Below are 13922 nucleotides of genomic sequence, written 5' to 3'. Positions count from 1 at the left end.
TAGACTTCCAGTCTTATTTCTAATAGGATTGTTGGTGTGGTCTGTGCCTTCCTTTGCCGCAGATCGAGATATATTGGTCGGTGTTGGATTGTCCAAACCGCCTTATATTATTCAGGCAGAAAATCGTGGTGCGGAGCTGGATATCGTGCGTCGCGGGCTGGAAATCGCGGGCTATAGTGTGAAGATCCGCTATATGCCGCTAAAACGCATTCCCCATGAATTAAATGGTGGGTCGTTGGATGCGGGGATGACCATGCGCGCGCATATGGCAGTGGACGGTTTCTTTTCCAAAGCGATCATTTCTTACCAAAATTATGCGATTACGTTGGCCAGCTCGGACATTCGGTTGAAAAGCTTAAATGATCTTGGTTATTATCGGGTCACCGCGTTTCAAAATGCATCGAAGTTGTTAGGGGCTGATTTTAAATCCGCCATAGCTGAAAATCGGGAATATTACGAGGTCGCCAATCAAGCTTTGCAAGTGAAAATGCTGGCAAAGGGGCGCACGGATATTGTGATTTCCGATTTTCGTATTTTCTTGCATTTTAAACAAAAAGTGGAAGAGGAAAGCGGGGAAAAAATCGCGGTTCAGTTCCATTCCTTGTTTCCGCCAACCCATTATCGTGTCGGTTTTCGGGATCGACAAGTGCGCGATGATTTTGATATCGCCCTAGATGCAATGAAAGCATCGGGAGAATATGCAGCCATTCTTCAAAAATATATTCGTGAAGACACGATGAATATCATCAACTAAGAAAATACCACGGCGTTCTTTTTTATAAAAACGTCCCTAAACCGTGTATATTGTCCTTTAAATTCTTTCAAAGATGATTGAGGCGTGTGGTGAATAGGGTTGTCTTGTGTCTGGTACTAAGTGCGTGGTTGTTTGTATCCGGTGCTTTATCCTCCCTCTCTGCAGAAGAAGGCGTGATCCCTTCGGTCGAGCAATCCGCGTCTGAATATCGTTCGGATAAGCCGTGGCGCAAAAAAGATCCTGACCCGAAAAAAGACAAAAAGAAAACGGTTTCTGCTTCCAAAAAATTTAAAACGATGGCGCGTGCCCTGTTGGGACAACCGCATTGGAGTGAGCGTTTCCTCAGCTTACTGGATCGTGATACGCCGAAAATTGCCATACATCCTTTTCAGGCGGATGAACTGCCGATTTCGTTGGAAGAAGCCCAGATTTACGTAAACGGATTTACGCAGGCCTTGGTCCGCGAAGCCGATGGGCGTTACGCCGTTGTTGCGCGCAAGGAACTGGGGGCGCTGGTTCAGGATATTAACGAAATGGGAATGCGCAGTGAAAGTGAAAACCCCTTGGGGGATTTAATCACCCGCGCGCGTTCCGATCTTTTGGCCGTGGGCACGTTAAGCCTAAAGGGAGATAAAATTCTGCTGGCCTATAAAATGGTGGAAACGGAAACCGGGCGCATTGTATCTAGTAGTCAACAGGCGTTTGCCCGCAAGAATGAGGCGATAAGCAAAGCGCACGGCGGGTTGTCTGTCAATGGGGCAGCGCAAAAAGCCGCAGGTGCTTTGCTGCGCGATGTTAATTTTGTTCGCAAAATCATGGTTCAGGGGATCCGGTACCAAACCAGTGGCATCCATACCGGGTTTGGGCGTTATTTCACCGGGGTACTGGTGGACAGTTTGCGTCAGTATGCCGCCAGTGGTCCGCGCAATATCAACAGTATGGAAATCAGCGATTTTATCATTGAAGAAGAACAATTTCGGGGATTGCAGTTAAGTGCAAACAGTGTTGAACGCGCGACGTTATCACAGGATGGGCAGGGGAGTTTTATTTTAAAAGGAACCTATTGGCCATTTGAAGAATATGTAGAAATACGCTTGAGTTTGGAAAATGAAAAAGGTGCTGCGCATGTTTGGCGCGGGCGGATCGTGAAAAGTGAAATCCCGCCTGAACTTGACCTTTTGCCGCCACCTTCCCCGATTGCACAGGAAGAAACAAATCCATTGGGGCCGATTGACCTTTATCTCAGCAGCAACAAAGGGAACGACCCGTCTTACAAAGTCGGGCAAAAGATGGTGCTTTCTGTGCGCACTACTGTTGATGCCTATATCGGTTGTTATTATTTGCAGGCCGATGGGATGATTTTTCGTATTTTTCCGAACCGGTTTATGAAAAGCGGTTTTCTAAATGGGGGATTTACGCAAAATATCCCCTCGGCCTCTATGCCTTTTGCCTTTGAATTTACGCCGCCCAGCGGTGTGGAGGCTGTCAAATGTTTTGCAACGGACCGCGATGTGGCAAAGGATTTAACGACGGCCTTGGGTCAAGCTGCCTTTAAACCGTTATCGGTTGCCAATGAAAGACAACTGACCAAAGTCTATCGCAGCTTGCCCAATGTACTTTTAAGCGAAGCGTCTTTGATTATCAGTGTGGAATAACTCGCCCTTATTCGTCGTAAGACACCAATGTATCAAAGGGAATATCCCCAAGCTTTTCCCGTCCATTCAGGAAATTTAACTCGATCATGCAGGCTGTGCCGACCACGTTTGCACCCACTTGTTCAAATAATTTGATCGCGGCTTCCAGTGTGCCGCCTGTTGCCAGCAAGTCATCGAGAATAACGACGCGCTGCCCCGGTTTAACGGCATCGGCTTGAATTTCGACCGTGTTGGACCCGTATTCAAGGTCATAGCTATATTCAATTGTTTCGCCCGGTAGCTTGCCTTTTTTACGCACCATCGTAAAACCAAGACCCAGTTTTAAGGCCAGAGGCGCTGCGACCAGAAAACCACGAGCGTCCAGACCTGCAAGAATATCAGGTTGATGACGGCTGACGATTTTGGCCATGCGTCCCATTGCAACCTGCCATGCATCCGGTTCGGCCAACAAGGTTGAAATATCGTAAAAAAGAATGCCCGGTTTCGGAAAGTCCGGAATGCCGCGAATATGATCTTTCAGATCCATGTGATGTACCCCAAATTAAATAATCTGACCGTATATTAAACGTGTGTTTTGAGAAGTACCATGTAATTTTTTTGGTTTTATCAGCCGGATTTTTGCAATCTTTCAATCGGTAAATTGAAGGGTGGGCGCAGTTTTGGCGTATTGCGCACAAGGGCAACCCCATTGATCAGTTCCATACCGATTTCCAACATGTCATTGACCTGATCACGTCGGCGCAAGCCAAGGGCATAAGGCTTGGCGTCAAGGGCTGTAATTTCTGTCAGGCGGTTTTCCAGTTGAGGCAATGAAATACCGTTTTTTGAATTGAGTATTGAAAAATCAATCCCGACCCAATTTAATCCGTTGCATAACGGGGTTGCGAATTTATTTTCGGCATTCAAGGTTAAAGCGGTTGCGTTCACCACGCTGTTTAAGGCCGTGCAAGTTTGTTGCAGGCTTTCAGGTGTCCAGTGCCCATCATCCAATATTTCAACAATAAGAAATCGTTCGCGCAAGGAAGGCGTGAATTTTGCGAGCGCTTCCAGAAGGGCCTGAAGATTTTCACCACGCAAAGAGGGGCTGTGTATGGGAATGAAAACAGGCGTGACAATGTTTTGCGTATTAAAGGAAAACAAGGCTTTGGCGGCTTGTTGCAAGACCCAGAGATCTGTTTTTAATTTTTGTTGATTGTTGGCTTTGCCATAGGCTTTTGAGCCTTCCAGTTTTTGCCCTGTGGGTGAGGTATAGCAAAAACGCGCACGATATAATCGCAGGCTTTGACTGTCCCTTTCCCAGCACGGGGCATATTCAACAGCGTAGGTTGGCTTGTCCTTGGGGAGTGATGATGGGCTTGTACTTTTTTCTTCTTTTTCCTTTGTCATCGCCACCCATTGTGGTTCGTCTTTGTTGTTTTCTTTGCGTTCACGCTGTAATTGAACCCATTGGGCTTCGCTCATGGAAGCTGGTTTCTTTTGCCCTTTTTGCCAATGCGGATTGTTTTCTTCGTGGGCCAAATGGTGTTCTTTCCAGTTGGTTTTGTCTTCTTTTGGGTCGTGCGTTTGTTGTTGCTGATCGATCCTTGTTTTAGGGGCTGTTTTTTCTTGTGCGTTGTCGTTTGCCCCTTTTTCTTTGGCGTTCCCGGCAGCTTCACCCGCACGGCCTGCTTTTTCAAGGAATTCAATATTCAGGCTGCCGTCTTCTTTGAGGGCATCTTTCGGGTCGACACCCGCCACGCGGACAAGGGGGCGACGTTCCCCGTCAAAACGATCTCCGATAATTTTGCGCCCGACTTCTTCGGCGATGTCATAGGCACGGGCGTCGGCTTCTATTTCAGACAGGGTCGGGAACAACATGATGTAAATTTCTTGGCTTTGATGTTCCCAGCGATTGCCCTGACCGACACGGTCACGCATCACGCCTTCTGTCAGTCGGAAAATTTTGTCTTCACGTTTATCCCATGTGTCACCGAGGGCTTGATGAAATTCTGTCATGCTGAGGACGTGCAGTTTGCCTATATCTTCATGGTCTTCTTCGCTGATAATATCTTCGATACTGACAGCAATATCATCAGACATAAAACCATCGTCCTTGATACGCACAAGGGCACGGTCTTCACCGATACCTGAAAAGATTTTTTTTGCCGTTTTGATCCACTTGAACACGCGGGAGCGCCTTTTGTTTATTGTTTTTGGTTCGAGGACTTTAACAGGTTGTTTTCCATAAAAAAAGAGCGAAGGCGTCAGGGGAACGCCTTCGCTCAAGGGGCCGTTGATTGAAGGTTAACGGCGATATTCTTCCGGGAGGAAAAGAAGCCCATCGGTTTCTGCACCCATTGCGTTATGACATTCAAAACAGAAGGTCATGCCTGCTGAATTGCGCCCTTTTGTTTCCCCCCATAGACTGCCATCTGCCATGATCATGGAATATTTCCAGTCCAGTGATTGCGGGTTCCAGCCTGACGACATTTTTTCCATCAGGAAAAGGGGGCCTATATCAGCTTTGCCACCTGCCTTGCCAACAATGGTCGGTTTTGCAACGATCGCACCTGCCGGTAGAATGCCAGCCTCTTCCCATTTTTGATAATCTTTGGCTTTTTCATTGACGATGTTGACGAGATAACGGTCCCCATGCGTGCTGGACGGATAGGGGCTTTTTGTAACGTTTATCCAATTGAAAAATTGAGCCGCAGCAGGGACGCCTGACTTTGCATATGTTGTCTGCATAGCGGGAAGCAAACGATCCCATTCACGCGTGGCTTGTTCATCACTAAGTTCTGCGGGTTGTGCGGCTGCACATGGGTTGGCAGCACACGGATTAGCCGCGCACGGGCTTTTTGCCGCACATGGGTTGGCTGCACATGGATTAGCCGCGCACGGGTTTTTCGCGGCACAAGGGTTGGCTGTACATGGGTTCGCTGCGCACGGATTTTTGGCGCAACAGGGGTTTTGAGCACAGGCTTTTGCCGCACACGGATTAGCGAGAGCTGGCGTAAGCGGGAGGGCACTTGCGATTCCAATACCAAGGCCAAGCCCCAAAGCCAAAGGTGTGAAAGATGCGGTTTTTAGTGTTGTACGAAATGTCATAATGCCTCCCGAGACTTTGCTGGATGTCGTTCTTTTCAAGTGTTCCAAGTATGAAGGGAGAAGGCTGGAATATCTCTAAACAATGCCTTCACGCGCCATCAATAAAATGTGATTAAAACTTGAGTGCTTGTGATAAGTACTTATCTGGAAAAGGGATTAAGTTCTGTACCAAGTCATCTGGGGAACTTGAAATAGGAACGTGTTATGATTGATTTGTCACAGGTCACAACAGAACGTCTGAACAAAATGCTGACGGCTGGCCATGAGGTCGAAAATTGCCAGCGTGTCTTGAGCAAAGTTGGTGAAAATATTGTTGCGGATGTTCTTCGCGGATGTGGGACGTTTTATCAGATGAACCACTATCCGGACGGTGACGTTTATGACCATGAAACACACGGGCAGTATTATTATCATGCCCACCGTGACGGCGAACATGGTCATTTCCACCTGTTCTTGCGCCCGAAAGGAATGCCGTCGGGGATCAAGCCGGCTGCGGTCGAAGATTTTGAAGAACCAAAAGCCAAAAATGATGCGCTCAGTCATTTAATTGCGATTTCGATGGATGAGTTCGGTCACCCGAAGGCCTTGTTTACTACAAACCGTTGGGTGACGGCGGAATATTGGTATGAGTGTGAGGATGTGATCCGCATGCTGGATCATTTTGAAATTGATCATGCCAGTCCGTCCTGGCCTGCAAATCGTTGGATGGGGGCAATGGTTCAATTGTTTTACCCGCAAATCTGCGATCTATTGCGCCTGCGCGATCATGTTGTGGCCGATTGGAAAGAACAAAACCCAAAAGAAAACGTTTTTGAATGCCGTGATCTGGATGTCACGTCTGAATTGGAATGTCATATTTCCCTTCAAATCACGGCTATTGAACAGGAATTGGAAGCCCGCAAGACTGAAAAGTGAATTAAGTCACTGTCGGATTAAAGGAACTTGGGGCATACTGTCTTTAATTCCTTTCAATTAAAAAGAAAAATGACAGTGCATGCGCCACCTTTCCAATGATGCCCCACCACGTACCGGTCCGCGAAATGACTGGAAAACGTTAAAAACGCTTCTGCCCTATCTCTGGCCTAAAAATGCGCGTGATTTGCGTATCCGGGTGGTGATTGCCTTGTTGTTTCTGGCAGCGGCAAAAGGGTTAAACGTCTCCGTTCCGATCTTTTATAAAAAAGCGGTTGATGCATTGAGCATGGACAGCACCGCCCAACTGCTTGCGGTGCCGATTATGTTACTGGTTGGCTATGGTGTGGCGCGTGTGCTTTCTCAAGCTTTCGGGGAATTGCGCGATGCGGTGTTTGCCCGTGTGGGGCAACGTGCCATTCGTGATGTTGCCCTTAAGACCTTTGAACATTTGCATAAACTGTCTTTACGATTTCATGTGCAACGCCAGACCGGGGGGCTCAGTCGATCCATTGAGCGCGGTACCAAGGGTATTGAATTTCTCTTGAATTTCATGCTGTTCAACATTTTGCCGACGTTACTGGAAATCGTGTTGGTCTGTGGCATTTTGTGGGTCATGTATGATTGGACGTTTGCGCTTGTGACGTTTGCGACCATTGCCGGGTATATCGCCTGGACCTTGATTGTGACGGAATGGCGGATCAAATATCGCCGCACCATGAATAAAAGCGATAACGAGGCCAATACCAAAGCAATTGATAGTTTGCTCAATTTCGAAACCGTCAAATATTTCACCAACGAAGACCATGAAGCGCGTCGTTATGACAGTGCGTTACGCCGGTTTGAAGAAGCCTCCATTAAATCCAAGGTCACCTTAAGCCTGCTGAATATCGGGCAGGGTGTGATTATCTCGTTGGGGTTAACCGCGGTGATGATTATGGCGGGTTACGGCGTGCAAGGCGGCACCATGACCATTGGTGATTTTGTCTTGGTCAACAGCTATCTGATCCAGCTTTATATGCCGCTGAACTTTTTGGGCTTTGTCTACCGCGAGATCAAGCAATCGCTGGCCGATATGGAACATATGTTTTCCTTGCTGGATAAAGAGGCAGAGATTGCCGACGACGTGGATGCCTGTGATTTACCTGAGGGCGGCGGGGATGTGCGTTTTGAACAGGTTTCGTTTTCTTATGATCCACGCCGGCCCATTTTAAAAAATGTCGATTTCCATGTGCCCGCGGGTAAAACAACGGCAATTGTTGGATCCAGCGGGGCGGGGAAATCGACCTTGTCACGCTTGTTGTTCCGATTTTACGATGTTTCAGATGGCGCTGTGAAAATTGATGGTGTCGATGTGCGCCAGATTAAACAAGCCGCCTTGCGCGGGGCGATCGGCATTGTGCCGCAGGACACGGTTTTGTTTAACGATACGGTCTTTTATAACATTGCATATGGCCGTCCCGGTGCGACACCGGGGGATGTGGAAGAGGCGGCCAAGCTGGCCAGTATCCATGATTTTATTATGGGACTACCTGATGGTTATAACACAATGGTGGGGGAGCGTGGCCTCAAGCTGTCCGGCGGGGAAAAACAACGGGTTGCGATTGCGCGTACAATTCTGAAACGCCCGCGCATTTTATTGTTTGATGAGGCAACATCGGCCTTGGATACCCATACGGAAAAAGAAATTCAGGTGTCGTTGCGCGATGTTTCAAGTGGATTGACGACGTTGGTCATTGCCCACCGTTTATCAACGGTAGTGGATGCCGATGAAATTCTGGTTCTGGAACAAGGCGAGATTGTTGAACGCGGCAATCATGCAAAATTATTGGACAAAGGCGGGGCATATGCCGCCATGTGGGCAAAACAGCAAGAAGCTGCCCAAGCGATGGAAACCTTGGAACAAGTGGGTGAAGATGTCGCGCCTGCCTTGAAACCAGCTTTATAGACGACCGGCTTTCAAGGCCCTGTTGATCACGGTGCGTACAATCAGCTTGTGAAAAGGCTTGATGATTGCTATGTAGATTTTACCCAAGGTGTTATGGGTATTGACCATTGTGGTCAGTCTAATGGTTTTTGGTCCTGCCCATGTCAGTGAAATTCGAAAATCTAGATGACTATCGTTTTCTCCTGTCACCAGTTGATTTTCGTTGAGCTGCAATAAGGTAAACATGCCCAGTCGTTTACCAACTTCGATTTTGTCTCTTGTGGGCAGGGGATGGGCGGATTTATCCTCATCAGGACGTGCTGTTTTAAGACCAAAAACACCGACAATGCGATTTCGTGTATTCATCAACCAAGTGACCCAATCAGGGCTATGAGCAAAGATTGCCCAATAAATTTCGGCTAAGTCCTGTTTGTGAACCGGGGTGGCTTCGTAACAATCGACGAAGGTAACACGTTCCAAGAGGTTGGCGGTTAAATCAGGGGTAACCGGAATTTCCGTAACAGCCATTTTATGCCTCGTCTTTTGACCTGTGAGAGTAAGACGTAAGCCGAGCACAACAAATGCACAAGTCTATAGGCTCTGAAAAAGACCCCCACCGAAAACAGGTGGGGGCGTGTGGGTATGATGGAGATGATCAATAGGGGTTATTGATCTGTGGCCGGATGTACGGTTGAATCGTCGGGGATGGGTTCTTCATCGCGTACATAAAAGGCCACCGGGGGCGGTGCGACAGATTCCAACCGATCGGGAGGTGAGGGCGTATCGTATCGGTTGGGATGAGGGCCATAGTAATTAACCAGTCGGGCCGCGTCCCGGTGAACAGGTTCGCTGAAACATTTGACGGAACCGAGCTGTTGATAACAATAGCGCGGTTCTTCTTCATAGACGGCTTCTTCGTACTTATCGACGTACCCGCAGGCACTCAGACTCAGAAGTCCACCTATGATCCATCCTAGTTTCAACCTTTGTAACATTTTCGATCCTCTTTTTTGATCGGGTCGTATTTTTCGACCTCTGTTAAAATGAGATTGCAAAGAGGATGCCAAAAAGAAAAGGGGCTGTTAAAAAATTAACAACCCCTTAAAATTCAAAAAGTTAACAAAAGGTTTACGAATTGACGTCCACCACAATACGGCCTTGTGTTTGGCCTTTGAGGATTTTTTTGCCTACCTCCGGCAATTCTGACAGGGTAATTTCGCTTGTCAGGGCATCCAGTTTATCCATAGGAAGTTCGTTGGTCAGGCGCTCCCATGCGGTGACGCGACGCTCAAACGGGCAGGTGGCACTGTCGATCCCTTGCAGGGTAATGCCACGCATCAGGAAGGGTAAAACGGTGGTGTGTAATTCGTTGGATGCCGCAAGACCAACAGAGGCACAACAACTCCAATATTTTAAGGTTGCGAGCACATGATGCAGGGTGGAACCACCCACATTATCAATGGCCCCGATCCAACGTTCACCACCCAAGGGACCACGTGGGCCTTCTTCCAGTTCGCTGCGTGGAACAATGGTGCTGACGCCCAGGCTTTTCAGATATGCGTGGGAGCTTTCAGACCCGGTGGACCCGGCAACTTTATAGCCCAGATTGGCAAGTATAGCGCACGCAATGGAGCCCACACCGCCGGATGCACCGGTGACCAGAACCTCGCCATCTTGATCGGGTTTCATACCGTGGTCTTCCAACGCCATGATGGATAACATGGCGGTATAACCTGCCGTTCCAATTGCCATTGCGCGTTTGGTGGAAATGGCGTCAGGCAGGGGAACCAGCCAATCGGCTTTCACGCGGGCTTTTTGGGCATATCCCCCCCAATGGATTTCCCCCACGCGCCAGCCGTTTAACACCACACGGTCACCGGGTTTGTAACGATCATCTTGTGAGGCTTCGACCGTACCGGCAAAATCAATACCGGGAACATGAGGGTATTGTTTTACCAGCTTGACCAGACCATTCATGATCAGCCCGTCTTTGAAGTTCAGTGTGGAGTAATCAACCTTAACCAGAACCTCTCCGGCAGGCAGGTCATTGTCGGAAACTTCCTTGATCGCCAGTGTCATATCTTGATCAAGCAACAGGGCATTAAATGTCATCTCTTGGACCTTTCATGGTTTGATTTGACAGAACGATACATAATGTTCGGTAGACGATCAATCTTTTCAATTTAGGAAGTGCCTTTTACAAAATATAAGTTTACTTTTAATTGTATTTAAATTTAAGATACCGCAAAAAGTGCAATTGAAGGGTTGGTTAAATGAAAAAGATTGTTTTGTTGTCTGCTGCGTTGACTTTTCTTTGGTTGCCGATCGCTTTTGCTGGCAAGGACGTGACCTTGACGGGATATGGGGATGGAACGCTACAAACCCCGACATTTGATTGCGAAGGTGACGGGGTTTATGCTTTGCCTTATCAAAAAAGTACGTTGGGTGAGGTTGGTAAGGTTCGGACGGCAAAATGCACGCTGTCACCTGGTTTTTTCATTATTAATCGGGATTTCCATTTGCAATCACGTGACGCAAATGGCGCACAACTGCAAAATATTCTTTATAAAATAAATACGACGACCGGTGCTATTGCCGGCAATGCAGTGCTTCAGCAGCAAGGGCACGTATTCAGTTTACCCGATGGGACAGAGGGCGTTATGAATTATGGCATGAGCCATGCGTCGTCCCCGATTACAAATCAAGCTTATATCTATACGGGTCCGCGCCAAAATAGCTGGATGAGCCACCTTCAAACGCAATATCCAGATTTAAAATTTGCCGATTTGGTTTTGCCCGGTTCCCATGATGCGGGCATGTATGAAATGACGCTTCAGGATACGCAGAATGCCGTTGCTCAGTTGTGCGGATCCAATGCGGTTTTGGATGCGCTTTGTAAGGCAGGGGTTAGTGTCGGGGCGCAGGCTTTGGAGAATTTCTCGATTACCCAAAAAGATGCCAGTGCGGCGCAAATGGATTTTGGCACACGTTATTTTGATTTTCGTCCTGCTTATTTAAAAACGGATACCAGTAAAACGGCGTTTCATGTGCATAATTTCATAACCGGGGCGTCTTTTGAGGATTTCTTAAAGGGTGTGGATCAGTTTTTGGTGGAAAACACGCAAGAAATTGCCGTTGTCCAGATTAAGGATTCCGGTATTCAGGACAGTACATTCCAACCGTTGAGCAAGGCAGAAGTTCAAACCTATTTGTTACAATATATCACGGCAAATGTCGGTTATGATCTTGTGGACGATATTCAACCGTATAACGATAAAACACTCAAACAAATTGCCGGATCAGGAAAGCGTTTGATCGTTCTGTATGGAAATTCAAATGTAAATGACAGTTACAGTGACGCGGCATATTCTCAGTCTTTGACAGATGCGTCTTCAATTATTGCCTCGCTTGAAAAGACATTGGCGAAGACGGGGGCTTTTCAGCTTACCATGTTGCAATTACAAGACACGGGATCGGGGGCGTTGGTTAATCATTATTTGCCTGTTATCTTGAAAAATCCAACGTCCTGGGCCAATAATTTGTTGGCATCGGGAACAGGCAATATTTTACAGGCAACCAAACCTTTGTTTGATACGCAGACCTACAGTTGGCTAACAACACCGACAGCATTAGACGCAATTGCACAGCAAACCAATATGGTTGTTTTGTTGAATGATTTTGTAGAGGTTGGTTTGAGTGCCCATGCCATTGGTTTAACGGCATATCGCTACAATCAACGTAAAACCTTGCAATAAGGGTGTGCGCAACCGTACTTTTTTGAAGCGAATCTTATGGCGGATTAGGAAAATTTAATTTCTTTGGGTAATTTCATTTCAAAGGGAACTTTATTTTCGGTTCTATCCTTCTGAAATTGGCTGAGTTTTTGCTTGATTGTCGCAAATGTATGACAGTTTCTTGACTTCTTGGTTAACTCGAAACATTGTTGCGAACAAATCATTTGAACCAAAAAGAATTCATGACCAAAGATTATCCGGCCCTTGAGGTCAACGACATCCATAAATATTTCGGCGACCTTGAAGTGTTGAAGGGAATTTCCCTGACGGCACATTATGGCGATGTGATTTCCATTATCGGTTCCAGCGGATCCGGTAAAAGTACGTTCTTGCGTTGCTTGAACTTACTGGAACGCCCGACAAAAGGCAGCATTCGCGTTGCCGGTGAAGAAATGAAATTGCACCGTGAAAAAGATGGTCAATTGGGCGCGGCCGATAAAAAACAGATCACACGTTTGCGTTCTGAAATCGGATTTGTGTTTCAGGGGTTCAATCTGTGGGCACACATGGATTTGATGGAAAATATCATCGAAGGTCCAACGCAGGTAAAAGGCGTTTCAAAAAAAGAAGCGACTGAAAAAGCAGCAGAATTGCTTAACAAAGTTGGACTTTATGATCGTCGCGGGCATTATCCGTCGCAACTTTCCGGCGGGCAACAACAACGCGCAGCCATTGCGCGCGCATTGGCGATGGAGCCTGAGTTATTGTTGTTTGATGAACCGACCTCGGCACTTGATCCGGAACTGGTCGGTGAAGTTTTGAAAGTGATGCAGATACTCGCCGAAGAGGGGCGCACCATGTTGGTGGTGACACATGAGATGGGCTTTGCCCGCGAGGTGTCCAGCCACGTGATGTATCTGCACCAAGGGCAGGTGGAAGAGTTCGGGCCGCCTAAAGAGGTTTTTGAAAATCCGAAATCCGAACGCATGAAACAGTTTATCAGCACGGAATTATAAACAAAATCCGGCTGGTTAGGGGTTTAATCAAATACATCACGGGAGATGTTTTCAATGAAGAAAATTGCATTTGCACTGGCTGCTGTTCTGGGCCTGAGCGTTTCTATGGCACATGCGGGTGATAAAATCCGCATCGGGACGGAAGGTGCTTACCCTCCGTTTAACGGGATTGATAAAGACGGCAAAGCGTTTGGTTTTGACGTTGATATCGCCAATGCCCTTTGTGCAGAAATGAAAGCGGAATGTGAAATTATCGCACCGCTGGATTGGGATTCTATCCTGATCGGTTTGAAAAAGAAAAAGTATGACGCGGTTGTGGCTTCTATGTCCATTACCGAAGAACGCAAAAAGGCAGTTGATTTTACGGAACCTTACTATTCCAACAACCTGACTTTGGTTGCTAAAAAAGGCTCCAGCGTTGATCCAGCAAATTTGGCAGGTAAAGCGGTTGGTGCACAACGTGCAACCATTGCAGCAAACTACGTGACAGATGAGCTGAAAGACGTTGACGCGAAATTGTATGATACGCAGGAAAATGCGTACCTCGACCTCGCTTCTGGCCGTATCGACCTGTTGGTTTCTGATAAATTGCCGGCTTATGACTGGTTGCGTAGCGAACAGGGCCAAGGTTTTGAATTTATTGGCGATGCGATCGATGTAAATGATAAAATCGGTATTGCTGTTCGCAAAAAAGATGATGAGCTGCGCGAAAAATTCAATGCGGCGATCAAGGCAATTGTTGCCAATGGCACATATGCAAAGATCAACGAGAAATATTTCCCGTTCTCTATCTACTAAGACCTGAAATACCGCTCCTTTCCTCTGGTTAGGGGCGGT

The 13922-nt window shown here is 47.3% G+C and carries 13 protein-coding genes; 7 read left to right on the top strand and 6 right to left on the bottom strand.

What is annotated here, in order from left to right; translation table 11 throughout:
- The first annotated feature begins 34 nt into the window (after positions 1 to 34).
- Complete coding sequence (locus tag ACN0VA_RS03960) at positions 35 to 754, top strand: substrate-binding periplasmic protein (protein ID WP_417819883.1); 720 nt, start codon at positions 35 to 37, stop codon at positions 752 to 754.
- An 89-nt stretch (positions 755 to 843) separates the two neighbouring features.
- On the top strand, positions 844 to 2409 hold the full coding sequence (locus ACN0VA_RS03955; RefSeq protein ID WP_417819882.1) for a DUF4384 domain-containing protein: 1566 nt from the start codon (positions 844 to 846) through the stop codon (positions 2407 to 2409).
- A 7-nt stretch (positions 2410 to 2416) separates the two neighbouring features.
- Here ACN0VA_RS03955 and ACN0VA_RS03950 read toward each other — a convergent pair whose 3' ends face one another.
- The 3 genes from ACN0VA_RS03950 to ACN0VA_RS03940 all read right to left on the bottom strand — a co-directional run bounded on the left by ACN0VA_RS03950 (position 2417) and on the right by ACN0VA_RS03940 (position 5496).
- A complete protein-coding gene (locus ACN0VA_RS03950; RefSeq protein ID WP_417819881.1) occupies positions 2417 to 2935 on the bottom strand; it encodes an adenine phosphoribosyltransferase in 519 nt (172 codons plus the stop codon).
- 80 nt (positions 2936 to 3015) lie between these two features.
- Positions 3016 to 4575 (bottom strand): hypothetical protein, encoded by a 1560-nt coding sequence (locus ACN0VA_RS03945; protein ID WP_417819880.1) that lies wholly within the window; start codon positions 4573 to 4575, stop codon positions 3016 to 3018.
- Between the two features lie 117 nt (positions 4576 to 4692).
- Positions 4693 to 5496, bottom strand: coding sequence for a hypothetical protein (locus ACN0VA_RS03940; RefSeq protein ID WP_417819879.1), 804 nt, complete (start codon positions 5494 to 5496; stop codon positions 4693 to 4695).
- Positions 5497 to 5700: 204 nt separating this feature from the next.
- On the opposite strand from ACN0VA_RS03940, the gene ACN0VA_RS03935 reads away from it, so the two are divergent.
- Both ACN0VA_RS03935 and ACN0VA_RS03930 read left to right on the top strand, forming a co-directional pair.
- Entirely contained in the window at positions 5701 to 6411 is a 711-nt protein-coding gene (locus ACN0VA_RS03935) for a DUF6969 family protein (RefSeq protein ID WP_417819878.1), read from the top strand.
- A 79-nt stretch (positions 6412 to 6490) separates the two neighbouring features.
- Positions 6491 to 8356: an ABCB family ABC transporter ATP-binding protein/permease gene (locus tag ACN0VA_RS03930; protein WP_417819877.1), complete on the top strand. Its 1866-nt coding sequence runs from the start codon at positions 6491 to 6493 to the stop codon at positions 8354 to 8356.
- Here ACN0VA_RS03930 and ACN0VA_RS03925 read toward each other — a convergent pair.
- From ACN0VA_RS03925 to ACN0VA_RS03915, 3 genes are all read right to left on the bottom strand, one after another.
- A complete protein-coding gene (locus tag ACN0VA_RS03925) occupies positions 8351 to 8863 on the bottom strand; it encodes a DUF2867 domain-containing protein (RefSeq protein ID WP_417819876.1) in 513 nt (170 codons plus the stop codon). The two genes, ACN0VA_RS03930 and ACN0VA_RS03925, sit on opposite strands and share 6 nt — an antisense overlap.
- 137 nt (positions 8864 to 9000) lie before the next feature.
- Positions 9001 to 9330, bottom strand: coding sequence for a hypothetical protein (locus ACN0VA_RS03920; protein ID WP_417819875.1), 330 nt, complete (start codon positions 9328 to 9330; stop codon positions 9001 to 9003).
- A gap of 133 nt (positions 9331 to 9463) precedes the next feature.
- Complete coding sequence (locus tag ACN0VA_RS03915) at positions 9464 to 10447, bottom strand: MDR family oxidoreductase (RefSeq protein ID WP_417819874.1); 984 nt, start codon at positions 10445 to 10447, stop codon at positions 9464 to 9466.
- A 161-nt stretch (positions 10448 to 10608) separates the two neighbouring features.
- Here ACN0VA_RS03915 and ACN0VA_RS03910 point away from each other — a divergent pair, with 161 nt between their 5' ends.
- The 3 genes from ACN0VA_RS03910 to ACN0VA_RS03900 all read left to right on the top strand — a co-directional run bounded on the left by ACN0VA_RS03910 (position 10609) and on the right by ACN0VA_RS03900 (position 13883).
- Positions 10609 to 12090 (top strand): hypothetical protein, encoded by a 1482-nt coding sequence (locus tag ACN0VA_RS03910; RefSeq protein ID WP_417819873.1) that lies wholly within the window; start codon positions 10609 to 10611, stop codon positions 12088 to 12090.
- A 221-nt stretch (positions 12091 to 12311) separates the two neighbouring features.
- Positions 12312 to 13085 carry an ABC transporter ATP-binding protein gene (locus tag ACN0VA_RS03905; RefSeq protein WP_417819872.1) on the top strand — a complete coding sequence of 258 codons (774 nt, stop codon included), beginning with the start codon at positions 12312 to 12314 and terminating at the stop codon, positions 13083 to 13085.
- 54 nt (positions 13086 to 13139) lie between these two features.
- The gene (locus ACN0VA_RS03900) at positions 13140 to 13883 is read left to right on the top strand and encodes an ABC transporter substrate-binding protein (RefSeq protein ID WP_229734304.1); all 744 of its coding nucleotides are present in this window, start codon (positions 13140 to 13142) and stop codon (positions 13881 to 13883) included.
- Positions 13884 to 13922: the final 39 nt, after the last annotated feature.

The organism is Terasakiella sp., from assembly GCF_048267425.1.
Lineage (GTDB): Bacteria > Pseudomonadota > Alphaproteobacteria > Rhodospirillales > Terasakiellaceae > Terasakiella.
This window is presented reverse-complemented; position numbering and strand designations above follow the sequence as displayed.